This window comes from Halosimplex amylolyticum (assembly GCF_051414035.1).
Classification (GTDB): Archaea; Halobacteriota; Halobacteria; order Halobacteriales; family Haloarculaceae; genus Halosimplex; species Halosimplex amylolyticum.
Genome location: NZ_JBLKNW010000002.1, coordinates 457,441 through 480,257, shown reverse-complemented (window position 1 = coordinate 480,257; position 22,817 = coordinate 457,441). Strand labels below are relative to the sequence as shown.

At 68.8% G+C, this 22,817-nt stretch carries 20 protein-coding genes; 9 read left to right on the top strand and 11 right to left on the bottom strand.

The window, feature by feature from the left end:
* Nucleotide 1: 1 nt before the first annotated feature.
* Nucleotides 2–1,021, bottom strand: a complete 1,020-nt coding sequence (locus ACMGFE_RS12915) for an ABC transporter permease (protein WP_436925608.1) — start codon at nt 1,019–1,021, stop codon at nt 2–4.
* A 163-nt stretch (nt 1,022–1,184) separates the two neighbouring features.
* A complete protein-coding gene (locus ACMGFE_RS12910; RefSeq protein ID WP_436925607.1) occupies nt 1,185–3,134 on the bottom strand; it encodes an ABC transporter substrate-binding protein in 1,950 nt (649 codons plus the stop codon).
* A gap of 146 nt (nt 3,135–3,280) precedes the next feature.
* On the opposite strand from ACMGFE_RS12910, the gene ACMGFE_RS12905 reads away from it, so the two are divergent.
* The 8 genes from ACMGFE_RS12905 (at nt 3,281) to ACMGFE_RS12870 (ending at nt 11,584) form a co-directional block, all read left to right on the top strand.
* A complete protein-coding gene (locus tag ACMGFE_RS12905) occupies nt 3,281–3,763 on the top strand; it encodes a DUF7529 family protein (RefSeq protein ID WP_436925606.1) in 483 nt (160 codons plus the stop codon).
* Nucleotides 3,760–4,758 carry a metallophosphoesterase family protein gene (locus ACMGFE_RS12900; RefSeq protein WP_436925605.1) on the top strand — a complete coding sequence of 333 codons (999 nt, stop codon included), beginning with the start codon at nt 3,760–3,762 and terminating at the stop codon, nt 4,756–4,758. Before ACMGFE_RS12905 ends, ACMGFE_RS12900 begins: the two co-directional genes overlap by 4 nt.
* Before the next feature lie 191 nt (nt 4,759–4,949).
* Complete coding sequence (locus ACMGFE_RS12895; RefSeq protein ID WP_436925604.1) at nt 4,950–6,173, top strand: phosphate ABC transporter substrate-binding protein; 1,224 nt, start codon at nt 4,950–4,952, stop codon at nt 6,171–6,173.
* Between the two features lie 80 nt (nt 6,174–6,253).
* Complete coding sequence (gene pstC, locus ACMGFE_RS12890) at nt 6,254–7,363, top strand: phosphate ABC transporter permease subunit PstC (protein WP_436925603.1); 1,110 nt, start codon at nt 6,254–6,256, stop codon at nt 7,361–7,363.
* Nucleotides 7,363–8,934: a phosphate ABC transporter permease PstA gene (gene pstA / locus ACMGFE_RS12885; protein ID WP_436925602.1), complete on the top strand. Its 1,572-nt coding sequence runs from the start codon at nt 7,363–7,365 to the stop codon at nt 8,932–8,934. Before pstC ends, pstA begins: the two co-directional genes overlap by 1 nt.
* Nucleotides 8,931–9,848, top strand: coding sequence for a phosphate ABC transporter ATP-binding protein PstB (gene pstB, locus ACMGFE_RS12880; RefSeq protein WP_436925601.1), 918 nt, complete (start codon nt 8,931–8,933; stop codon nt 9,846–9,848). Before pstA ends, pstB begins: the two co-directional genes overlap by 4 nt.
* 4 nt (nt 9,849–9,852) lie before the next feature.
* Nucleotides 9,853–10,524 (top strand): phosphate signaling complex protein PhoU, encoded by a 672-nt coding sequence (gene phoU / locus ACMGFE_RS12875; RefSeq protein ID WP_436925600.1) that lies wholly within the window; start codon nt 9,853–9,855, stop codon nt 10,522–10,524.
* Between the two features lie 31 nt (nt 10,525–10,555).
* Nucleotides 10,556–11,584 carry an AbrB/MazE/SpoVT family DNA-binding domain-containing protein gene (locus ACMGFE_RS12870; protein WP_436925599.1) on the top strand — a complete coding sequence of 343 codons (1,029 nt, stop codon included), beginning with the start codon at nt 10,556–10,558 and terminating at the stop codon, nt 11,582–11,584.
* A gap of 42 nt (nt 11,585–11,626) precedes the next feature.
* Here ACMGFE_RS12870 and ACMGFE_RS12865 read toward each other — a convergent pair whose 3' ends face one another.
* From ACMGFE_RS12865 to ACMGFE_RS12850, 4 genes are all read right to left on the bottom strand, one after another.
* A complete protein-coding gene (locus tag ACMGFE_RS12865; RefSeq protein ID WP_436925598.1) occupies nt 11,627–12,724 on the bottom strand; it encodes a halo transducer protein in 1,098 nt (365 codons plus the stop codon).
* 533 nt (nt 12,725–13,257) lie between these two features.
* Nucleotides 13,258–15,021: an arginine--tRNA ligase gene (gene argS / locus ACMGFE_RS12860; protein ID WP_436925597.1), complete on the bottom strand. Its 1,764-nt coding sequence runs from the start codon at nt 15,019–15,021 to the stop codon at nt 13,258–13,260.
* 105 nt (nt 15,022–15,126) lie between these two features.
* The gene (locus ACMGFE_RS12855; RefSeq protein ID WP_436925596.1) at nt 15,127–15,795 is read right to left on the bottom strand and encodes an AIM24 family protein; all 669 of its coding nucleotides are present in this window, start codon (nt 15,793–15,795) and stop codon (nt 15,127–15,129) included.
* A gap of 77 nt (nt 15,796–15,872) precedes the next feature.
* On the bottom strand, nt 15,873–16,673 hold the full coding sequence (locus ACMGFE_RS12850) for a MinD/ParA family ATP-binding protein (RefSeq protein WP_436925595.1): 801 nt from the start codon (nt 16,671–16,673) through the stop codon (nt 15,873–15,875).
* Between the two features lie 248 nt (nt 16,674–16,921).
* Between ACMGFE_RS12850 and prf1 the strand changes: the two genes are divergently transcribed.
* Nucleotides 16,922–18,166, top strand: coding sequence for a peptide chain release factor aRF-1 (gene prf1, locus ACMGFE_RS12845; protein WP_436925594.1), 1,245 nt, complete (start codon nt 16,922–16,924; stop codon nt 18,164–18,166).
* A gap of 420 nt (nt 18,167–18,586) precedes the next feature.
* Here the strand turns inward: prf1 and ACMGFE_RS12840 are convergent, their stop codons facing one another.
* The 5 genes from ACMGFE_RS12840 to ACMGFE_RS12820 form a co-directional block, all read right to left on the bottom strand.
* Nucleotides 18,587–18,979: a DUF6276 family protein gene (locus tag ACMGFE_RS12840; RefSeq protein ID WP_436925593.1), complete on the bottom strand. Its 393-nt coding sequence runs from the start codon at nt 18,977–18,979 to the stop codon at nt 18,587–18,589.
* Between the two features lie 152 nt (nt 18,980–19,131).
* A complete protein-coding gene (locus ACMGFE_RS12835) occupies nt 19,132–19,830 on the bottom strand; it encodes a V-type ATP synthase subunit D (RefSeq protein WP_436925592.1) in 699 nt (232 codons plus the stop codon).
* 218 nt (nt 19,831–20,048) lie between these two features.
* Entirely contained in the window at nt 20,049–21,137 is a 1,089-nt protein-coding gene (locus ACMGFE_RS12830; RefSeq protein ID WP_436925591.1) for a Brp/Blh family beta-carotene 15,15'-dioxygenase, read from the bottom strand.
* Nucleotides 21,128–21,850, bottom strand: a complete 723-nt coding sequence (locus tag ACMGFE_RS12825) for a lycopene cyclase domain-containing protein (protein WP_436925590.1) — start codon at nt 21,848–21,850, stop codon at nt 21,128–21,130. Before ACMGFE_RS12825 ends, ACMGFE_RS12830 begins: the two co-directional genes overlap by 10 nt.
* Nucleotides 21,851–21,955: 105 nt before the next feature.
* Nucleotides 21,956–22,738, bottom strand: coding sequence for a bacteriorhodopsin (locus tag ACMGFE_RS12820; protein ID WP_436925589.1), 783 nt, complete (start codon nt 22,736–22,738; stop codon nt 21,956–21,958).
* Nucleotides 22,739–22,817 lie beyond the last annotated feature (79 nt).

Sequence of the window (22,817 nt, the reverse complement as noted above, 5' to 3'; positions counted from 1 at the left end):
CTCAGGCGCCCTCCAGCCCGACGCGCGGGTCGATCACCGTGTACAGCAGGTCTTGCAGCAGGTTGATACCGACGATCATGAGGATGAAGATGTACATCAGTGTGCCCACCAGCGGCAGGTCGCCCTGGATGGCCGCCTGGAAGAACAGCCAGCCGATGCCGTGGATGCCGAAGACCGTCTCGACGAGCACGGACCCGCCAATGAGCAGGAACGCCTCGCTCGTGATGATCGGCACCAGCGGCACGAGCGCGTTCCGGAAGATGTGCTTCCAGACGAGCGCCCGGTCGGAGACGCCCTTGGCCTTCGCCATGTCGACGAAGTCCTCGTTGCGCACTTCCAGCACCGCGGTCCGCCCGATCCGCATCTCGTTGCCCATCGAGGCCGACCCCAGCACGAGCGCGGCGGGCAGGACCTTCTTCGTCGCCGCGAGGAAGCCGTCGACGGTGCCGATGCGGGACATGTCGGGGCTGCCGGAGATGGCGTCGATCGGGACGAGCAGTTCCTCCCAGCCGATGCCGAAGATGGCCTGCGCGCTCCCCAGCAGCGCCAGCAGCATGATCGCGAGCCAGAAGTTCGGCATGGCGCGCCAGACGATCCCGCCGAACGAGGCGAAGTAATCGGAGACCGTGTTCGAACGCAGGCCGGCGAAAAAGCCCAGCGGCACGCCGATCAGCACCGCGATGAGCACCGACCAGAAGCCGAGCCACAGCGTCCGGGGCAGGAAGTCGAGGATGAGCGCGTTGACGCTGGAGCCCTGGTAGAGCAGGAACGTCTGGCCCAGGTCGAACGTGTAGAGGTCGATCAGGTAGTCGGCGTAGTGTTCCAGCGGCGGCTGGTTGAGGCCGAGGCGCTCCTGGGCGGCGGTGTAGGCGTCGGTGTTGCGCGTCTGGCCCTCGCTGAGCAGCCGCGCGGCCGGGTCGATGGGACCCATGAAGATGACGAACCACGTCATCGACGTGCCGAGCCAGACCACCGGGATCGACAGCAGGAGCCGCTTCCCGAGGTACTTCAGCCGGCTCACGGACGGACCCCTCCGTCCGCCGGCGGTCGCTGCCGCTCGCCGTGGCGCCTGCACCCGCAACGAGCCCACGCGCAGTCGTTCGCGTACATCGTGATCAGATGAGGCGGCGTCCTCGGCCGACCAGCCGTCACCGGCACGGCCGAGGGCGCCAGAGACCGCATCGCTACCGGTCGAGCGTGACGTCGTCGAACGTCTGGTTCTCCATCACGCCGTACATCTCGACGTCGACCTCGTCGTGCCAGAAGCGCTGGCTGGTGGGATGGAGGAAGGGGAGTTCCTGCACCGAGGCCCAGTTCATCTCCTCGACGGTCTGGAACGCTTCGGCGTGGTCCTCCTCGGTCGTCCCCTCCGCGGCGTAGTTCTCTTCCCACGCGTCGATGGCCGTCTGGCGGTACTCCTCGGTGAAGTAGCCGCCCTCGGCACCCCAGCGGGTGAACTGCGTGCTCGGGCTGTCGCCCCAGAGGAACCGGAGGAAGTTCTGCGGCCCGGGGTACTCCATCCCGTCGCCGAGCCCGAACACCTGCATGTCGCCGGAGATGGCCTGGCTGATGATCGTCCCGAACTCCGCCTCGGTGATCTCCATGTCGATGTACGCCGACTGCAGCTTCGGCTGGAGACGCGAGAACACCTGCCGGTAGAGGTCGCTCCCGGAGATCGTCGTCGCGGTCACCTCGAAGCGGTTGTTCTCGCCGTAGCCGGCCTCCTCCATGACCGAACGGGCCTCGTCGAGCATCCGCTCGCCGTAGCCGTACGGGTAGCCGTCGGCCGCGAACTCCGTGTTGGCGTTGGCGCCGCTCTCGGCGTGGGCGTCGTAGGACTCCTCGCCGGACTGGCCGTCCTCGAAGGTCGGGTACGGCGCCGGCGGCGTGATGTGGTAGGCGGGCTTGCCCGTGCCCTTGGCGACGCTCTCGGCGATCTCGTGCTGGTTCATCGCGTACGCGAACGCCCGCCGCACCGCCAGCGGCACTTCGAGCGTGTTGAAGACGATGTACTCCGTCGTCAGCGCCGGGATCTCGCCGTAGTTGACGGTCCCGCCGTTCTGGAACTCGTAGGTACCGATCTCGCGGTTGCCCTGCCGCTCCTCGATGGAGACGTTGTCCGGGTTGAACGAGGAGGTCGGCATCCCTTCGAGGATGTCGGCGTTGCCGTTGCGGAAGCGGCTGAGCCGCGTGTTACCGTCGCCGACGACCGTGAAGGTGACCCCGTCGAGTTCGGGACCCTCGCCGTAGTAGTCGTCGAAGGCGGTGAGTTTGATGTCGCTGCCCTTCGTCCAGGAGTCGACTTCGAAGGGGCCGACGCCGGCGAAGGTGGGCCCGTCGCCCTCCGTGCTGAAGAACTCGTTGTAGCTGTACTCGCCGTCGTAGCCCTCGATGTCGCCGACCGCGCCCTCCGGGAGGATCGCGAACGTGCCGCCCGCGATCTGGAAGAGCGTGTACTGGAACGGCGAGGCGAGGGTCATCTCGAACGTGTAGTCGTCGACGGCCTCGACCGCCAGCGAGTCCGGGACGACATCGCTGAGCGTCTCCTCGTCCGTCGGTTCGCTCAGACTCGCGTCCTTCTCGTGGTCGATGGTCATCGTCTCGCCGATGATGTCGTCCCGGTTGCGGGAGTTCTCGGACTCGGCGAGCCGCCGGTACGTGTACACCACGTCGTCGGCCGTGAGCTCCGTCCCGTCGTGGAACTTCACGCCCTCGCGGAGCGTGAACGTGTAGGTCAGGCCGTCGTCGGAGAGCTCGTAGCCCTCCGCGATGGCCGGTTCCGGCGGGTACTGCCCGTTCGGGAACTCCATCAGCGACTTGTTGTACTGGTTGTACCCCGCGCCCGAACCCTTCGCGTTGATCGGGTCGAGCGTCTGGATCGACCCGGTCGCCATCATCTGGAGCGTTCCACCGGCGCTCCCGTCGCTTCCCGTGCCGTCGCTCGAACCGTCTCCTCCGTCTCCACTGCCGTCTCCGTCGCCGCCGTCGCTCCCGTCGCTCCCGTCGCTGCCGTCGCTGCCGTCGCCGCCGTCGGCCGGCGTCGAGGTGTCGTTGCCCGAACAGCCCGCGAGCACTGTCGCCGCGCCCACTCCCGCGGCGGTGAGGAAGCGCCGTCGGCTCTGTTTCTCTGGCATCGGTGGAACCGTTCGATGGAACGCAAATATAGGTTTTGAATCAGATTATAGATAGTTATACAGGAGTAATTTAGGTATATAGTGGGATACTCGGGAAAGAAGTGGGCATCCGGAACTGACATGTGGCGGTAGAGTGAGGGTGAGATATGGTCGCCGAGACGGACGACGAGCCCTCGCCGTGGCGTCGAACGTTACGGGAAGCCAACGAGATGGCCGACGACCTCCGGGCGGACGGCTGGGAGGCGGTGACCGTCCGCGCGGGCCACCTCGCGCCGGTCACGCCCGAGCGCGGCGACACCGACCGCTTCGGACTGGTGTACGTCGCGCCCGACGGCGTCGCCGAGTCGCTATCCGACGCCGTCGCCGACGCCGAGTTCGACCGCTCGACGGCGTTCCGCCGACGCGTCGGGACCGACCTGTTCCTCCTGACGCGCGTGGACGACCCCGACGCGCGGGTCGCCGTGCTACTCGTCGGTGCGCTCGATCTGAGCCGACCGGAAGCGAGCGACCTCGCCAGCGTCGCCCGCGAGCGCGGGCACCTCTACTCCCACGTCGAACTGCTCGACGGGACCCACCTCGCAACCGTCCGCCACGACCACCCCGAGGACTTCCTGCCGGAGGGACGATGAGCCCCGACGACTCCCGCGACGGCCCCGCAGGCGTCGCGGAAGGGCCGGGCTCGGTCCTCGCCCACCTCGACCGACCGGCCGGCGAGCGCGCGCGGATCGCCGTCGTCGCCGACCCGCACGTCGCGACTCGCGCCGAGGGTACGTCGAAGCTGTTCGAACGCACGCTGGAACACTTCGAAGCCGCCATCGCGGACATCGGCGCGCGCGACGTCGACGCGGTCCTGTCGCCGGGCGACCTCACCAAGGACGGCGAGCCGTGGAACTACGAGGCCGTCGACGAGGCGCTGGCCGACCTCGACGCACCGTTTTTCGCCGTCCCCGGCAACCACGACGTGCCCAAGGAGCGCGACGAACACGAGACGCCGGAACTCGATCGGTTTACCGAGCGGTACACGCCCGACGACCCGCTCTCGCGCGGCCCGGACGGCCTGTCCTTCCGGACGCGCGTGGGCGGGCTGGACGTGTTCGGCCTGAACAGCGCCGGAACGGCCGAGCGACTGTTCGACTCCCACGAGGGCCACGTCGAAGCGAACCAGCGCGAGTGGCTGGCCGACGAACTCGAGACCGCCGAGACGCCCGTCGTGCTCGTCCACCACAACCTCCCCGCGATCACCGGACAGCTGGACGCCCACCGCGAGGCCGTCGAGCCCGAGTTCGCCGACATCCCCGCGATGGCCGACCCCGAGCCGTTCGTCGAGACGCTCGCCGACGGCGACGTCGAACTCGTGCTGGCCGGCCACTACCACATCCCGGCGGCCGGCGTCTCGGAGGGGGTCCGCGAGGTGACGGTGCCGACGACCTGCTCGTTCCCGCAGTCGTACCTGCTTCTGGACGTGACGCCTGAGGGCACGACGGTCCGACTGGTCCCGGTCGCCGACGACACGGGACTGGAGTCGGCCCACGCTCGGCGGGTCGGCGACTCGCCGACCGCTCGGGGGCTGACCTCCGTCGCCGCCGCCCGACTGGCCAGGTTCCCGCTGGTCGACGAGCGCTGAGGACCTGGACACTCTCGCGCCCGCGTGTCCGGTCCCGGTTCCGGATCCCGGCCAGCGGACTATATAGTGATATGTACCGGAATGTGCAATCCATCCACATCGGCGACCGACAGTAGCGGATCGGGAGGGGGCGTACCCGCCAATACCCCTATTATAAACCCGTTTAGTTAGCTCCCATCTTCGTTCAGGTGATGACGCACGATTCGGAGCGTCCGGCAGACGGGGTAACGCGGCGAAAGTTCCTGCTGACGTCCGGTGCGGTCGGGGCGGCGGGACTGGCCGGATGTACGGGCGGCGACGAGGCGACCGACACGCCCGAACCCGCAGACGACTCCACCGAAGACGGAGGGTCGTCGGGTGACGGTGGCGACGGGAGCGACGGGAGCGACAGCTCGTCGGGTGACGGCTCCGCCTCGACCGGGAGGAGCACGTCCCTGCTGACCGCCGAGGGGTCCTCGACGGTGTACCCCATCTCGAACACCGGCGCCTCCTACTGGGTGTCCAACGCGCCGCCGAGCGACGGCGAGTACTGGGGGTCCAACGAGGAGAGCACCGTCCCCGGCTGGGAGGACCTGGGCGAGCCAGACATGAAGATCGCGGACTACTTCGCGAGCCTCTACGGCTTCGAACCGACCGACCAGCGCTCGAAGCCGCCGTTCGTCGTGAACGTCGGCCTGAGCCACTCCGGGACCGGCTGTAAGGCGGTCGTGGACGAACTAGTCGACATCGGCAACTCCTCCGGCCCGATCACGGCCGAGCTCGACTGGAGCGACGAGAAGGCCAGCGAGGAAGTCGTCGACCACGTCGTCGGCCGCGACGGCCAGCCCGTCGTCGTCAGCAAACAGATCTACGACAACGGCGTCGACACGCTCACCGGCGAGCAGATCCGCGGCATCTACCAGGGAGAGATCACCAACTGGAGCGAAGTCGGCGGCCCCGACAAGGAGATCTTCGTCGTCGGTCGCGCCGAGGGCTCGGGGACGGACACCTCGTTCCGACTCAACATGCTCGGCGACGCCGAGGCGGAGATGGACGTCGACACCCGGAAGGGCCAGAACCAGCAGGTCAGGACGGTCATCGGGCAGAACGACAACGCCATCGGCTACATGGCGCTCGCGTTCACGAACGACAGCGTCGTCCCGATCGCCATCGACTTCGACGGCACCGTATACAAGCCCGACAAGGATGCCGAACACACGATCTTCGACTCCGAGTACCCGCTCAACCGCGACCTCCACATGTACACGAAGATCTCGGAGGACACGCCGGATGGGACGGACATGCGCGAGGCCGCGTTCATCAACATGTTCCTGACGACGTTCGGGCAGAAGGTGTTCGTCGAGGGCGTCAACTACATTCCGCTGCCGACGAAGGACATCAAGGCCGAGAAGGACAAGCTGCCGGACCAGGTCTGAGGCGGTCCCGATTCCCTCGTATCGCTCGCTGACTACGTCTAACAGTTATCTTTCAGTACATGACAAACAAACCGATATCGGTGGCACGGTGGCAAGCGACCGTCGGGAGACGGGTCGCACGAGCGCGGCGCTTCTTCGAGGAGACGGAACCGGAAGCGGTCGTCGTGATAGGCCTCGTCCTGGGGTCGATACTGCTCGGATTCGTGGGCTTCCTGCTCACGGCCTCCTGGACTGCGGTGCCGCTGGCTGTGGCCCTCCTCGCGTCGACGTACGGCTGGTTCAGACATCAGGGGTTGCTCGTCCGGGCCCTCACGTTCGGAATGACGACCGTGACTATCGTCACGCTCGGGCTCATCGTCGTGTTCATCTTCGTCGAGTCGATCCCGGCGTTCCGCTACGAGTCGGTGACCGTGTTCGGCGTCACCGTTCCCGGCCTCCGCATGTTCACGCAGACGCGCTGGGACGCCGTCACGGACCCCGTCCAGTTCTCGCTCCTGCCGATGATCCACGGCACGGTCCTCGTGACCGTCATCGCGACCGCCGTCGCGGGCCCGCTCGGCGTCGCGGCCGCGCTCTTCATTAGCGAGATCGCACCCCCGACAGTCAGGGAACTCGTGAAGCCGGCCGTCGAGATCCTGGCCGGGATCCCGTCGATCGTCTACGGATTCATCGGGTTTACCATCGTGAACCCGTGGGCGGGCGACGCGTTCGCCCTCAACGGCGGAGCGACGTACCTCTTCGTCGGCGCGATGGTCGGCCTCATGGCGCTGCCGACGGTCGTCTCCGTCGCCGAAGACGCGCTCACGAGTGTGCCCGACTCGATGAAGAACGGGTCGCTCGCGCTCGGCGCGACGGACTGGCAGTCGATGACGTCGATCACCATCCCCGCGGCGTTCTCCGGCGTGTCGGCCGCCGTGCTCCTCGGCGTGGGTCGCGCCATCGGCGAGACGATGGCAGCGACGGTCATGCTCCGGAACGTCCCCCGCATCAGCGAACCGCTGTACAACGTGTTCTACGGGTACGAGACGTTGACCTCGGTCATCGCGTCGGACTACGGCAGCGCGAACGGCATCCACGAGCACGCCCTCTTCGCGGCCGGGGTCATCCTGTTCATCACGGTCATGTTCCTGAGTCTCGGCTCCCAGTACATCCAGGTACGCATGGACCGGAAGCTCGGGGGTGAGAGCTAATGGCGGCGGAACCGGGGAACGTCCTCGTCAGGGACTCGACGACGGGATACGAGCGGCTGGCCGCCGCGACGGTCGGTCTCTCGGGCGTCCTCTTCGCCATGGGGCTCGCCGCCCTGCTCGAGATCGTCCGCATAACCGACCCCGTCGCCGGGCTCCCGATGGTAGCGGTCCTCGGCGGCCTGGTCACCCTCACCGGAGTGGCGGTGGTCGGGTTCGGTTTCGCCTCCCGACGGGACCTCATCGCTACGTCACCACAGGAGAGCGCCGGTATCGTCGCGGCGGTCGCGTTCACCGGTATCTGGTTCTGCGGTGGCGGGCTCGTCGCCTCCCAAACTCTCGGCCTGTCGTGGCCGCTCTGGCTCGTCCCCGCGGTCGCGGCCGGCGCCGTCGCGTTCGCCGGGACGGCGCTCCCGCGGGAGGACATCGGATCGACCGCCCCGGCGGGCGCCGTCGCGGTGCTCGTCGGCGTGTCGCTGCTCACGGGGTTCATCGGGTCGGGCTGGTCGTGGCCGCTCGATGGGTTCAACGCGACGCTGTTCGCGGACGTCGTCGTTCCGTTCCTCGTCATGGCGTCCGCGCTCGTGACCGGCTGGGCGGCGGCGAAGACGTACGGCGGCTACGGCGCCCGTGGGCGCCACGTCGGCGCCTACGTCCTCATCTACCTCGTCGTCCTGGCTATCCTCGCGGTGCTCGTCGGACTCATCCTGTTCGTCGTGCTGAAGGGGGCCCCCGGTCTCTTCCGCGGCTTCGGCCTGCTCACCGACGGCGCCCTCGTCAGGTGGCCGTTTCTGACGAACGGGGCCGGCCTGCTCGCCGAGGTGAAGGGGATCTTCCCGGCCATCGTCGGCACCGTCTGGCTCGTCGTCGGCGCGGTTCTCGTCGCCGTCCCGACGGGCGTCGGAGCGGCCGTCTTCCTCGCCGAGTACGCCGAGGAGGGCCGGTTCACGCAGGTCGTCGAGGTGGCGACTAACGGCCTCTGGAGCACGCCGAGCATCGTGTTCGGCCTCTTCGGGGCGGCCTTCCTCATTCCCCGGTTCGGGAATCAGAAGTCGATCATCGCCGGCCAGCTGACGCTCGGGTTCATGCTCCTGCCGCTCGTGCTCATCACGAGCCGCGAGGCGCTGCTGGCCGTGCCCGACGAGTACCGCGACGCGAGTGCCGCGCTCGGCGTCTCCAAGTGGCAGACGATACGCAGCGTCGTCCTCCCGGCCGCGATCCCGGGCGTCACCACGGGCGTCATTCTCGGCGTCGGACGGATCGCGGGCGAAACGGCGCCCATCCTGCTCACGACCGGCGGCGGCGTCCTGCCCGGGAAGGGGAGGGCCGCAGCAGTGCTGGGGAGCTTCCAACTGAGCGCGTCCCCGCCGTTCGTCTCGAACCCGGCCCTGCTCGACGCCAGCAGCGCGCTCCCCTACCAGCTCTTCGCGCTGATCACCGCCGGACTCGGCGGCGTGCCCAACCCCGAACAGTTCGCCTGGGGCGTCGCGTTGACACTCCTGCTCGTCGTACTCTCGTTCTACGCCATCGGCATCGCGACGCGCTACTACTTCCGCAGCAAACTCCACCAATGAGTCAACCGAACACCATCACACCGAACGAGGGGAACAGCACCGACGACCGCGGCCTCACCACGACGGCCGGCGAGAGCCGGGAAGAGGTCCGCGCTGAGTGGACCGACTACTCCTTCGGCGGCGACCCCAAGCTGTCCGTCGAGAACCTGAACGTCCACTACGGGAACGACCACGCGCTGAAGGGCGTCTCGATGGACATCCCGAACGAGAGCGTGACGGCGCTCATCGGCCCCTCCGGCTGTGGCAAGTCCACGTTCCTCCGGTGTCTCAACCGGATGAACGACCGGATCAACGTCGCCCGTATCGAGGGCTCGGTCGAACTCGACGGCGAGAACGTCTATCAGGACAACACAGACCTCGTGGAGCTGCGCAAGCGCGTCGGCATGGTGTTCCAGGCGCCCAACCCCTTCCCGAAGTCCATCCGGGAGAACATCGCCTACGGCCCGCGCAAGCACGGCGACGTCCGGACCGGACTGCTCGCGCAGTTGACCGGCCGCGACGACACCGAAGAAGAGGACGCGCTCGTCGAGCGCTCGCTCAAGCAGGCGGCGCTCTGGGACGAGGTGAGCGAGCGCCTCGACGACAACGCGCTCGGTCTCTCGGGCGGCCAGCAACAGCGGCTGTGTATCGCCCGCTGTCTCGCGGTCGACCCCGACGTGATCCTCATGGACGAGCCAGCCTCCGCGCTCGACCCCGTCGCCACCTCGAAGATCGAGGACCTCATCGAAGAGCTCGCCGAGGACTACACGGTCGTCGTCGTCACCCACAACATGCAACAGGCGGCGCGCATCTCCGACCAGACGGCCGTCTTCCTCACCGGCGGCGAACTCGTCGAGTACGACGACACCGGGAAGATCTTCGAGGACCCCGAGAGCCAGCGCGTCGAGGACTACGTCAGCGGCAAGTTCGGGTGATCCCGTGACCCGCGACGGCTATCAGACGGCACTCGATGACCTGCGCGGCGACGTGCTCGACCTGGGCGCGGCCGTGGTCGCCCAGCTCGAAGACGCGCTGGTGGCCCTCGAAAGCGGCGACCAGACGATCGCCCGCGACGTGATCGACGACGACGACGAGATCAACGACCGGTACCTCGCCCTGGAGAGCGACTGCATCGACCTGCTGGCCCTCCAGCAACCGGTCGCCTCCGACCTGCGCTTCGTCGCCGCCTCGTTCAAGATCCTCACCGACCTGGAGCGGGTCGGCGACCTCGCGACGAACCTCGCGCGATACGCGCTGTCGGCCGACGGCCGGACCGACGAGGTGGACGTGCAGGCGATCGGTGCCGACGCGTGTGACCAGCTCGACGGCGCCCTCGCGGCCTACGATACCCAGGACGCGGCCGCCTGCCACGCGGTGGCCGAGCGCGACGACGACCTCGACGCGCTCTGTCAGCGCGCGAGCGAGCGCGTCGTCCGCGACCTCCTCGAACGGGAGGCCGGCGACGACTCCTGGGCGGCCGAGCGCGTCCTCGACGACGTCTCGCGGGTGTTGCTGACGCTCCGCGACCTGGAACGCGTCGGCGACCACGCCGTCAACGTGGCCGCGCGGACGCTGTACATGCTCGAAAACGACCCGGAGTTGCTCTACTGATGCTCGAACACGACCCACGGGTGCTCGACTGATGAAGACGCGCAAACTCCAGCAGGTCGGCGGCGGAACGTACACCGTGTCGATCCCCAAAGACTGGGCGAACGAACACCGCCTCGAAGCGGGGATGGAGCTGTACCTCTCGACGCACATCGACGACTCCATCGTCCTGCGCACCGCCGAGAAGGACGTCGACGAACTCGGTAGCGCCACCGTCGTCGTCGACGGCGAGGAGCCCGCGCTCGTCCGCCGCGCCCTCCGGGCCGCCCACGCCGTCGGGTTCGAGACGGTCACGCTGGAGCCCGCCGACGCATTCACGGACGAACAGCGCCGGGTCGCCCGCGAGGTCGTTCGCACCCTCGTCGGAAGCGACCTGCTGGTCGAGTCCGCCGACGAGATCACCGTCCAGCACCTGCTAGACGCCGCGAACGTCTCCGTCCGGCAGTCGGTGGTCCAGCTGCAGTACACGGCGCTGTCGATCCACCGGACGGCGACCGACGCGCTCGTCGACGCCGACGCCGAGGCCCACGAGCGGTTGCAGGCGCGCGCGGACGAAGCCGACCGGCTCTCCCGGATGGTCGCCCGACACGTCTCGCGCTCGCTCGTCTCGCTCGAAGAGGTCGACCGCCTCGGCCTGACCCGCCCGACGCTGTTCGACTACTACGTGACCGCCCGCCGGCTGGAGGAGGTCAGCCGACACGGCGTCGGCGTCGCTCGCGCCGCCGAGCGCCTCCCCGAGCCCCTCCCGGGTCCGGTCGCCGAGAACGTCCGCGACGCCGCCGCGGCCGCCCGCGGCGTCGTCGACGACGCCACGACCGCGGTCCTCGACGAGGGAGACGACGTGCGCGAGACCGGTGCGGCGGCGCGCTACGACGACGCCGTCACCGACATCGAGGCCGTCGAGGAGGCGCTGTTCGACGAGGCGACCGCCCCCTTCGACAGGTCGACCGCCGCGACCGTCGCGCTCGCCCGTGCACTCGACCACCTCGCCCGCACGGCTGACGCCGGCGCCGCCGTCGCCGACGTCGCCACTCGCGCCGCGATCCGCTCGAAAAACGTCTGAGCCGCGATCTGGCCGCCCGTCCCTCGAAGTCGCTCCGTCCTGCTACTCCGCCGAATCGGCCTCAGCTCGCCGCGTCTCCAGCGCTCGCTCCACCGCACGCCACTCGACCGGCGGCGCGAGGTCGTCGAGGTCCCGCTCGAACCCGTCGATCCGGTCGCCGAACCGGTCGCGCCAGTCGGGCGTCGCGAGGTCGTCGAGGCGGTCGTCGAGGGCCACCCCGCGAGCCTCGATATCGGCGAGGCGCGCGTCGAGGTCGGCCAGCCCGCCGTCGGGCGCTGTATCGCTCGCGGCTTCGTCCTCGCGGTCAGCCCACGTTCGCAGGTCGCCCAGTTCGGCCCGCAGGTCGTCGACGGTGAGCCCGATCACCCCGACGCGGAGGGTCGCGTCGAACCAGGCGCGGGCGACGCCGGCGCCGGAGCCGTCTGCGTCGCCGTTCGCATCGCCGTCCGCTGGGCCACCGCCAGGTCCCTCGATTCCGGCGGCGAGGTCGTCGACGGCCTCCGCGAGCGCGTCGAGCGACGAGGCGAGGGCGTCGACGTCTTCGGCGAGGGTCGAGACGCGTGCGTCGTGGCTGTCGAGCCAGCGCTCGAACTCCTCGAGGTCGAACTGGAGGTCGTCGGCGTCCCGCTGGACCGCCCGCGAACGGGCCTCGATCTGACGGATGCCGTCGGCGACGGCGAAACGGGCGTCGGGGTCCTCGCGGTCCTCGACCACGGACTGGACGGCCTCGCCGAGGGCCGCGGCGCGCTCCTCGACGGCCGTCACCTCGGCCTCGAAGCGGTCGAGGCGGGCGGCGACCGTCGGGAGGTCCGCGACTGGTTCGGCGGCCTCGCGGGCGTCGTCGAGTGCGATCCGCGCGAGTTCGGTCCGCGTCTCGGCGGTGGCGACGAGTTTCGAGGTGGCCTTCAGCGCCTCCTCGACGGCCGCCCCGCTGACGACGCCGTCCTCGACGACGTACTCCAGGGCGGTCCGGACCGTCCCCGGGTCGCGCTCGCCCTCGCGGGCGAGGACGCGTTCGACCGCCTCGTCGAGCGCCAGGCCGTCGAGCGAGGCGCCGTCCGTCGCGTCGCTCCCCTCGATCGTCTCGTCGGTCCCGCCGATAGCCTCGGTCCCGTCGGCGTCGTGCGTGGTGTCGGTCATGGGAAAGTAGAGACGCACCGGGAGTCGGCCCGGCCGCGTCGGTCGTCCGTCGCTACGCCGCCGGCGGGCAAGACAGTGACTAAGTCCATTATATCGACGTGCGGATCGCTCCGTAGCACTATATAGAACGGTCGGTAACTACGTCGATCGCGATGGTCGGGCGACCGTGCTACCAGGGGCGGCTCGCAGAGTGACGGCGGCGGCCGGACGGGCGGACGACACCGGCGACCGAGCGGCCGTGCGCTCGGCCCGCCACCACATATTTGTCTATTCGACGCCAATTATTGCCGATGGCAGTACCCACAGCGAACGCGACTCGAGCCGGCGACGCGTCGGGGGGCGACGGATGAGCGAGGGCGACGAGTCCGGCGACGAGCCCGTCCCCGGCTGGTGGGTCTTCGTCTTTCTCGTGCTCGCGCTCGCGACGCTCGCCGGCGTCGTGATCGCGCTCGGTAGTTTCTGACGCGGCCGGAACGAGGAGGGGACCGACCGGCGTCGAATCGGAACGGAATCGACCTCCGTCCGGGATCGACCTACATCGAGTCCGGGGCGGCGACGCCCAGGAGGCCCAGGGCGTTGCCGACCGTCTCGCGAGCGGCGGCGACGAGCGCGAGGCGGGCGCGCCGGGTCGCCTCGTCGTCGGCGGAGAGGACGGGACACTCGCGGTAGAAGGCGTTGAACTGCTCGGCGAAGGTGCGGGTGTACGTGGCGACGCGGTGCGGTTCCAGCTCCTCGGCGGCCTCCTCGACGACCGCCGGGAAGCGCGCGATGGTGCGGAGGAGGTCGCGCTCGGCGTCCGTGTCGAGGAGCGCGGGGTCGATCGAGTCGGCCGCTTCGAGCCCCTCGCCGGCGGCCTCGTCGAGGATGCCACAGGCACGCGCGTGGACGTACTGCACGTACGGGGCCGACTGCGCCTCGAAGTCCAGCGCGCGCTCGAACTCGAAGGTGATGGCCTTGGTCGGCTGTTTCGAGACGATGTCGTAGCGGACGGCGCCGGTCCCGACCTGTTCGGCGATACGCTCGACGTCCTCGTCGTCGAGGTCGTCGTCGCGGATGCGGTCGTCGAGGCGGTCTTCGACCTCCGCGCGGGCGCGGTCGATGGCCTCGTCGAGCAGGTCGTCGAGGTCGATGCCGGTGCCCTCGCGGGTGCTCATCCCCTCGCCGCCGGGGAGGTTCACCCACGAGTAGAACACCTGGTCGAGCTGGTCGGTGTCGTGGTCCAGCAGTTCGAGCGTCCGGCGGAGCTGCTCGAAGGTGAGCTGGTGGTCCTCGCCGATGACGGTGACCGCGCGGTCGTAGTTGGCGAACTTCCACTCGTGGTGGGCGACGTCACGGGTCGTGTACAGCGTCGTCCCGTCCGAGCGCAGGAAGACGAGGTTCTTCTCCAGGCCGAACTCCGAGAGGTCGAGCTGCCAGGCGTCTTCCTCGTAGACGGCCTCGTCGAGGGCCTTCAGGCGCTCGACCACGTCGTCGGTCGAGCCGTCGCGCATGAAGCGGCTCTCCTTGACGAACTCGTCGAAGGCGGCGGGCAGGCGGTCGAGCGTCTCGGTCATCCCCGAGAGGACCTGGTCGACGACGCGCTCGACGCGCTCGTAGACCTCCTCGTCGTCGTCCTCCAGCCCCTGCATGATCGCCTCGATCTCGGCCTCGGCCTCCTCGACCTCCTGGGGGTCGCCGTCTTCGAGGAACTCGTTGCCCTTGCGGTAGTAGCGGACGAGCTCGTAGTCGGCCTTCGCGCGCTCGGGCGCGGGCAGGTCGTCCTCGTCGAAGGTCTCGTAGGCCCAGGTGAACACGGCGACCTGGCGGCCGGCGTCGTTGACGTAGTAGTGGGTGTCCACGTCGTAGCCCGCGAAGTCCAGCACGCGCGCGACGGCGTCGCCGACGATGGGGTTGCGCGCGCGACCGACGTGGACCGGCCCCGTCGGGTTCGCGCTGGTGTGTTCGACGACGACGGACGTGTCGCGGTCGGGCAGGCGGCCGTACTCGTCGGACTGGCCGCGCTCGACGGTCTCGGCGAGGTACCGGTCGGTGGGGTAGAAGTTGAGGTACGGGCCCTGCGTGTCGACGCGTCCGAGGTAGTCGTAGCCCGCGGGGTCGATCTCGGCCGCGACGTCGGCGGCGACCTTCGGCGGCGGCGCGCCCACCTCGTTCGCCAGCCGGAAGGCGACGCTGGAAGCGACGGCCGCGTCGACGTCCTCGGGCGGGCGCTCGATGCCCAGGTCCGCGGTCGGCAGGTCGAGGGCGGTCAGCGCCGCTGCGAGGGCGTCCTCGACCTCCGCGCGCAAGGAGAGATACATACCACCCGGTTTTCGAGCGGCGGATATATGAATGACGAATGCCGGCGGGGCGCGGCGGCCGCCGCCGAGCCCGACCGGTCGTGGTGGACCGCTACTGACCGTTCGTCACTGCGGGCCGGGCCCCTCCTCGTAGGGCTGGACGACGACGAAGCCCTCCGAGCCCTCGAAGGAGAGCTGGTACGTCTCGCCGGAGGACTGCCCGATGGCGTCGCCGAGGCTCCGGTCGGTGTTGATGCTCGGCGAGAGGTTGCTGCTCCAGGCGACGGTCGCGTCGGGGTCGGTCCGCACCGGCGGTTCCAGCACCAGCGGGTCGCCGTGAGTGGTGATCGCCACCGTCCCCGGCCCCGAGAGGAAGACGTTCGTGAGTCCGGCGGCCGACGCGCCGCCGATGCTCCCGATCGTCCCGATCTCGTAGTCGACGCGGTCCTCGAAGGCCAGGACGTCCTCGCCGTTGACCGAGATGGCCTCGTCGGGACCCAGCCGGAGCAACTGGATCCTCTTCTCGCGGTCGGCGACGTAGACGTGTCCCTGCCCCTCGACCTCCATCACGGGCGTCCCCTCGCTGGTCGCCGCCTCCTTGATGAAGCCGGTGAGGCCGCCCTCGGCGGAGGACTTGCCGGTGAACGAGAGGTCGCCGTCGTAGGCGACCATCGCGCCGGCCTTGGTGAGCACGGTGCCGTCCACGTCGATGTCGAGTAGCTTGCTGTTCTCCAGTTCGAAGCGCTCGCCGCCCTCGTCGGGGGCGTTCGCGCTGACGAATTCGTCGAGTTCCATGGACCAATCCAGAGCCGCGGGTGCGACTCTACGCCCGGTTTCGGACGGCCCCCTCAAATAGGTATCCGATACGTCTGTCAGCCGAACAGCCCGAACCGGCCGCCGGAGTCGTCGTCGTCTTCCTCCTCGCCGTCGACGAACCAGTCGGCCTCGACGGCGGTCTCGACCTCGTCGATCTCGACGCCCTCGAAGAAGATGCCGATCAGGCGCTCCGTGAGCTGACGGTACGCCTCGGCCGCCGCGCTCTCGGGGGCGTTGAGGACGAGCGGCTCCTCGGCGGTCGCCTCGATGTCGTCGGGGATGACCGCGAACAGCTTCGAGTTGAAGCGGTCGGCGATGGCCTCCACGTCCGTCTCGGTGGTCGTCCGGTTGAGGACCGTCCCGATGACCTCGCCGTCGACGCGGTCGGCGAGTTCGGCGGTCTTGATCGCGTCGCCGACCGCGACGTCGTCGGGCGTCGTGATGAGGACGACGCCGTCGGCGAGGCCGAGCGGGACCGTCGTCTCGTGGCTCAGCCCGGCGCCGGTGTCGATGAGGACGACGTCGTAGGCGTTACGTAGCGTCTTGATGACCTTGCTGAGCTTCGCCGGGTCGGCGTCGGCGAACGCTTCGAGACTCTGCTCGCCGGGGACGATCGTGATCCCGCCCTGCACGTCCGTCAGGGCCTCGCTGACCGCGCGCCCGCCCGCGAGGATCTGGTGAATGCTCGTCTCCGGGTCGACGCCGAGCATCGCGCCGAGGTTCGCCATCCCCAGGTCTGCGTCGACGACGACGACGTCGTACCCGTCCTGTTCCATGGCCGCCGCGACGTTGACCGCCGTCGTGGTCTTGCCGACCCCTCCTTTACCGCCGGCAACAGTACACACGTAGCCCGCCATTGTGTACGTCCAAGTGACGGGTCACACATAAACCCGCCGTCCGTTCTGACGCGCGTCCGACGCTCGGCCGCGGAGACGGGCGGTGTCGGCGGCGAAGACGACCGAACCCGTTCGTCGCAGCCGACGAGCCGTTCGGCCATTCCGACCGTGCGCCGCGTCGGTTGTCCGGCGACGTGCCCGACCCGCGTGCGGTCTCCCGCTCGGACAGGTCAACACTTACTTAGCCCCGACAGCCCGACACAGACACAATGAGCGAGCAAGAAGGACAGTCGGACAAACAGAAATACGAGTTCCGCAAGGTCATCGAGGAGCTCAAGGGGTACGACGGGTCGGGAACGCAGCTCGTCTCCATCTACATCCCCGAGGACCGGCAGGTCAGCAGCGTCGTCGCCCACGTCACCCAGGAGCACAGCGAGGCGGCGAACATCAAGTCCAAGGACACCCGCACGGCCGTCCAGGACGCGCTCACCTCGATCAAAGACCGCCTGCGCTACTACGACACCTACCCGCCCGACAACGGGATGGTCATCTTCTCCGGCGCCATCGACACCGGCGGCGGCCGCTCGGAGATGATCACCCGGACGCTGGAGAGCCCGCCCCAGCCCATCGAGTCGTTCCGCTACCACTGCGATTCGGATTTCCTCACCGAGCCGCTGGAGGAGATGCTCGCGGACAAGGGCCTGTTCGGGCTCATCGTCCTCGACCGCCGGGAGGCCAACGTCGGCTGGCTCCGGGGCAAGCGCGTCGAACCGGTCAAGTCCGCCTCGTCGCTCGTCCCCGGCAAACAGCGCAAAGGGGGCCAGTCAGCCCAGCGATTCGCCCGCCTGCGCCTCGAAGCCATCGACAACTTCTACCAGGAGGTCGCCGGGATGGCGAACGACCTGTTCGTCGACCAGCGCCACGAGATGGACGGTATCCTCGTCGGCGGTCCCTCGCCGACGAAAGACGAGTTCCTCGACGGCGACTACCTCCACCACGAGCTCGGCGACATGGTCCTGGGGAAGTTCGACGTCTCCTACACCGACGAGTCAGGACTGTACGACCTCGTCGACGCCGCCCAGGACGTGCTCGACGAGCACGAGATGCTCCAGGACAAGAAGTACATGGAGCAGTTCTTCGACGAACTCCACGACGGCGACCTCGCGACCTACGGGTTCGGTCCCACTCGCGAGAACCTCAACATGGGCGCCGTCGAGACGCTGCTGCTGAGCGAGGACCTCCGCCAGGACGTGGCCATCTACGACTGTCCCAACGGCCACACCGAACGCGAACTGCTCGGACACTCCGAGAGCCTCGACGACGAGCGGTCGTGCGACCGCTGCGGCGAACCCATGGAGGCCGAACGCGACGACGCCATCGACCACCTCATGGAACTCGCCGACCAGCGCGGCACCGAGACGTACTTCGTCTCCAGCGACTTCGAGAAGGGCGAGCAGCTCCTCTCGGCGTTCGGCGGCATCGCCGGCATTCTGCGGTACTCGACCGGCGTCTGAGCTGACCCGACGGCTCGCTTTTCGCGCTGTAGTGCGCCGGAACGCTGACCGCATAGCCGCGCGGCCGTTCGTCGGAGTGGACGCACAGAATCGCGCCGGGATCGTACCGAGATTACGGCGATGGACGGGATAGCAGGCAGTAAGCGTCGGCTACGAAACGAGAGAGATGTCGCCGGCGTACCCGGGAGGCGGGGGAGAGTGCCTCCGTCGGGCCACCACCGGCGACGCGAATTGGGTGCTGGTGGTTAGGGGGGGATTGGGGGGAGACGACGACGGGTCCTAAGTGTCGTCGCGGCGGCACCTGGCATCGATGCCGCATTCATCTGTATTGGCCCCGGGTGTAAATGCACTGTACCTAACAGAGTAGGGACGGCGTACTCGGCGCGGATTTCCGGGACCGATTCGCCAGAGGGCGCGGGGTCACAGGAGCTGTTCGAGCTGGCGGCGGCGCGTCCGCAGGTCGGCCGCGGGGTCGACGTCCGGGTCGTCGGCCAGGCGGTCGAGCGCGAGGAGCGGGTCGGTCCCCGCGCGCTCGACGCGCTCAAGGAGCGCTGAGATCTCCGTACGATTCGTCGCCAGCGACGGGACCAGCCCCACCAGGAGGACGAACGGGAGCGCGGCGTCCGGGTTCGATGGGATCGCGTCGCTGATGACGGTGAAGTCGGGACGCTCGTCGGGCGGGTCGTCGACTGGCCGGAGGGCGAGACAGCCGGTACACACCTCCGCGCCGGCCGCGTCGGCGGGCAGGTACTCGCGGTACTCCGGCGGGACGGCGAAGGCGAGCGTCGGCGCGCCGCAGTCGGGACAGTCCATACCGTCGCTGGCGCCGCTGTCGACTAAACGATGCCGGCCGGAGAGCGGGAGAGCGCAGAACGGTACGGAGTCGCAGAACGGGACGAAATCGCAGAACGGGACGGAGTCGCAGAACGTTACAGAGTCGCAGAACGGGGGAGAAGAGAGGCGCGTTAGTCGTCGGCCGCGACGGTCTCGGCGTCTTCCGCCTCTTCGGCTTCGGCCTCGGCGCGTTCCTCGTCCTCCTCGCGCTCTTTCTTGTCCTTGATCTTCTTCATGCGGAAGATCTCCTCGCGCTCCTGCTCTTCGAGCTTCTGCTCGATGTACTCCTCGTTGGCGCGGAGTTCGGGGAGGAGCTTGAACTCCAGCGCGTTGACGCGGCGCTTGGTCGTCTCGATCTCGTCGAGCATCTTCTTCATCGCGGTCTCGACCTCGGCGGCGAGGATGATCTGGTCGAGCAGTTCCTCGTAGGCCGAGGCGGCCTCGTCGATGCGGGCGCTCGTCCCGAGGACGCCGTAGCCGCGTTCGTCGAGGCTCTTGGAGACCTTCGTGGAGTCGATCTGGGGGATGTAGACGCCCATGACGCTCTTGGACTCCGTGGTGAGCTCGGGGTGTTCCTTGAGGGCGGCGGCGGCGCCGCGGACGGCCACGTCGCCGTCGAGCGCGCGGGCCATGTTGATCGCGTTCTGGGCCTCCTCGTACTTGTCGTCGAGGTCGGATCGGACGTCCTGGGCCTCGTCCAGGATGTCCATGAACTCCATGATGAGGCCGTCGCGTTTCTGCTCCAGCGTGTCGTGCCCGCGCTCGGAGAGCTCGATGCGCTCCTCGATCTGCATGAGCTCCTTCCGGGTGGGTTTGACGTCCTCGGCCATTTGATAGCGGTTTGTCGACGTAGGCAGTTAACCGTTTTCAGTCGTAGCGAGGTCGAACGGAGTGAGACCTCGGAAATGCGACCGGGGAACGAAGTGACCCGCGAGCAGAGCGGCGCGAACGGAGTGAGCGCCGCCGAACGAGCGAACGGCGAACGAAGTGAGCCGTGAGCAGCGAGGTGCGAGCGAAGCGAGCACCTCGAAAAACGCGAGCGGGCTCGCTACCAGTACCCGGCCAGCCGGTCCATCCACGTCACGACGACCACGTGGGGCAGCGTCAGCACCGCGATAGCGACGAGATAGACGGCGACGGCGCCCTCCAGCGTGGGTTCGGGCGCGGGCGCCAGCCACCAGAGGGCGGCGCAGCCGGCGAGCGCGACCAGCGTCGGCACGGCCGCCTCGTGAGCGAACCGGGCGAGCGGCCCGGCGAGACGGCCCCGGGAGAGCGCGTCGCGGGACTCGCCGTCCAGCGCGAGCACGCGCGCGACGTGGCGCGGGGCGTGCCAGCAACAGAAGTACAGGCCGATCGCGAACACCGGCGGGACGACGAGGAAGTACGTCCACAGCAGCGCGGTCTCGCCGGCGTCGACCGCCCACGTCCGGCGGTTCGACGGCGTGCGGTACCCGACGGCGAGCGTCCCCACGGTCAGCGCGGCGAGGACGACGCCGAGCGCGAACCGCGCGTCGGCGCCGAACGGCCAGGCCGGTACCGACCCACCGAACGGCGCGACGAACGAGTCGAGGACCGCCCGGTACCGGCCGGGGAACGCGAGCAGGGGGACGCCCATCGGAAGCGCGCCGCGGACGGCGACGGTCAGCGCCCGTCGCCAGCGGGCGTCGAGGTGGTCGGCACCCAGTACTTCGCGAAGCGGGTAGAGTTCGCCCTGGCCCCAGTGAAACCACGTCAGCACGAGGAACGCGCCGACCGCAACGAGCGGCGCGAGGAACCAGCCGACGGCGTAGACCCCGCCGAACGCGAGGTAGACGACGCCGACGACCGCCAGCCACCGGCGGACGCGACGCGCCTGGCGGGTGCGTCGCCAGGGCCTGCGGAGGTCGCTGGAGTCGACCGCCGGACCGAGGGCCGCCCGCGGGAGCGCCGCCCAGTCGACGGCGCCGTGGGGCAGCCCGAAGGCGACGACGCTGACGACCAGCGGGACGTAGCGCCACTCGCGGGGGACCGACAGGCCGAGCGCGAACGCGACCGTCGCGGCGGCGACGGGAATCCAGGGGAGCCAGGCGACCAGAACCCGGAGCGGGCGGCGGGCGCTCGCCGGGAGCCCGGCGCCCTCCCGGCGGGCTATCGCCATCGGTGGACCACCCAGCGGAAGAGGACGACTCCCTGGACGACGAAGCAGTTCGTCACGACGAAGAAGACCATCTCCTCGATCGGCAGCCCGGCGACGGCCAGGCCAGTGGTGTACGTCTCCGAGATGGCCCAGACGCCGGCCTCGATGGCGAGGCGGTCGACGACCCAGAGGTACGCCGAGGGGACGAACACCGCGACGGCGACGCGACCGCGACGGCGCCAGAGGTAGCGCCAGCCGACGGCCCACTGGAGCGCCAGCACCGGGCCCGCCCACGTGAGAATCGCCCCCAGGTACGTCGTCGACTGGGCGGTCAACAGTGCGACGCCGACGAGCCCGACGGCGATACCGGTCGCGGCACCCCCGACCCGGTCGCGTCGGCTGTGCTCGACGCCCGAGACGACTGGGCCGACGACGTGGACAGTCCACAGCGTGGTCAGCGCGGGCTGGAGGACGAAAAACAGGACCTCCTCGTAGGGGACGCCCCACAGTCGCCCGGCGACCGCGTCGGCGCCGTACGTCCAGACGCCCGCGTCGATGAGCAGACGGTCCCAGGGCAGCGTGTACGCGACCGCGAGCGCGGTGACGAGCGCCAGCCCGCCGCCGCTGACCCGCCAGTCGACGCTGTCGCGGCGGTGGTGGACCGTCGCCGTCAGCGCGGCCAGCGCGGGCAGCACGTAGACGGCGTGAAACTGGACGTAGGTCAGCGAACTCATCGGATCACTCTCGTGGGACCGCGCCTGTAGTTGATTCGGGCCGATTCTCGACCGTGATACTCCCCGGTCGCGAGGGCGGGCCGCGGTGACCGGACGGGCCCGCCGTCAGTCGTCGACGGTCGCGGCCGCGCCGGTGCCGGACGCTGCGGCCACGTCGTCGAGGACCCGGCGGCTCGTCAGCAGCAGGAAGCCGAAGCCGACCTTCGCGACCAGGTCGAGCACCATGAACCCCGCCGTCTCGACGAAGAGGACGCTCCCGCCGACCGACGGGAGCAGTCTCACCCCTTCGGTCCCGACCAGCCACCACACCGGATAGACCAGCCAGACCACGACGATCAGGTTGCGCAGCTGGGCGAACTTCGCACCGACGTCGCTTCCGAGCTGCTGGGCCTGCTCGCTGAGCGTCCCGAACAGGAAATACAGCAACACGAGCAAAAAGCCCGTGCTGATACCCCACCAGATCAGCCGGCGGGCGCCGTCGTCGAGCCCCGCCACGACGTAGTTGCCGCCGACCAGCGTCGCCACCGCCCCGGTGGCGATCATCAGCGCGTCGAGACTGACGAGCGTCGCCAGCTGATTGCGGTTCGCCCGCGCCAGCAGTCCCAGGTCGATCAACAACAGCGGCGTCGTGAACAGCCAGTCCGTGTAGCGCGCCCAGTAGATGGGGATCTCCTCGCCGGCGACGTCGACCGTCGTCAACCCGAACCCGGTCGCCATCGCGAGGTAGTTCACGAAGGCGATCGCGGTGATCAGTATCGTCACGATGTAGAACTCCTGGCGCTTCTGGTCCTGTTCGCCCCAGCCGCGGGCGATGAAGTACAGCATGCCCAGGAACATCCCGAGCGTCCCGATCCACAGCCAGATCTGTTCGCTCCCTGGTGATGGCATGACTCTAGTAGAAACTGCGGTTTTTGCCGGAAAAGAAAACCGCCTAACTAGTTGGACGATCGAGGTAGATCGGCGGCGG

Bases quoted from the DNA above. Each gene is read 5' to 3' on its own strand.
- ACMGFE_RS12910 (WP_436925607.1), bottom strand. From the start codon at position 3,134: ATGCCAGAGAAACAGAGCCGACGGCGCTTCCTCACCGCCGCGGGAGTG.
- ACMGFE_RS12905 (WP_436925606.1), top strand. From the start codon at position 3,281: ATGGTCGCCGAGACGGACGACGAGCCCTCGCCGTGGCGTCGAACGTTA.
- ACMGFE_RS12900 (WP_436925605.1), top strand. From the start codon at position 3,760: ATGAGCCCCGACGACTCCCGCGACGGCCCCGCAGGCGTCGCGGAAGGG.
- ACMGFE_RS12895 (WP_436925604.1), top strand. From the start codon at position 4,950: ATGACGCACGATTCGGAGCGTCCGGCAGACGGGGTAACGCGGCGAAAG.
- pstA (WP_436925602.1), top strand. From the start codon at position 7,363: ATGGCGGCGGAACCGGGGAACGTCCTCGTCAGGGACTCGACGACGGGA.
- pstB (WP_436925601.1), top strand. From the start codon at position 8,931: ATGAGTCAACCGAACACCATCACACCGAACGAGGGGAACAGCACCGAC.
- ACMGFE_RS12870 (WP_436925599.1), top strand. From the start codon at position 10,556: ATGAAGACGCGCAAACTCCAGCAGGTCGGCGGCGGAACGTACACCGTG.
- ACMGFE_RS12865 (WP_436925598.1), bottom strand. From the start codon at position 12,724: ATGACCGACACCACGCACGACGCCGACGGGACCGAGGCTATCGGCGGG.
- argS (WP_436925597.1), bottom strand. From the start codon at position 15,021: ATGTATCTCTCCTTGCGCGCGGAGGTCGAGGACGCCCTCGCAGCGGCG.
- ACMGFE_RS12855 (WP_436925596.1), bottom strand. From the start codon at position 15,795: ATGGAACTCGACGAATTCGTCAGCGCGAACGCCCCCGACGAGGGCGGC.
- ACMGFE_RS12850 (WP_436925595.1), bottom strand. From the start codon at position 16,673: ATGGCGGGCTACGTGTGTACTGTTGCCGGCGGTAAAGGAGGGGTCGGC.
- prf1 (WP_436925594.1), top strand. From the start codon at position 16,922: ATGAGCGAGCAAGAAGGACAGTCGGACAAACAGAAATACGAGTTCCGC.
- ACMGFE_RS12840 (WP_436925593.1), bottom strand. From the start codon at position 18,979: ATGGACTGTCCCGACTGCGGCGCGCCGACGCTCGCCTTCGCCGTCCCG.
- ACMGFE_RS12835 (WP_436925592.1), bottom strand. From the start codon at position 19,830: ATGGCCGAGGACGTCAAACCCACCCGGAAGGAGCTCATGCAGATCGAG.
- ACMGFE_RS12830 (WP_436925591.1), bottom strand. From the start codon at position 21,137: ATGGCGATAGCCCGCCGGGAGGGCGCCGGGCTCCCGGCGAGCGCCCGC.
- ACMGFE_RS12825 (WP_436925590.1), bottom strand. From the start codon at position 21,850: ATGAGTTCGCTGACCTACGTCCAGTTTCACGCCGTCTACGTGCTGCCC.
- ACMGFE_RS12820 (WP_436925589.1), bottom strand. From the start codon at position 22,738: ATGCCATCACCAGGGAGCGAACAGATCTGGCTGTGGATCGGGACGCTC.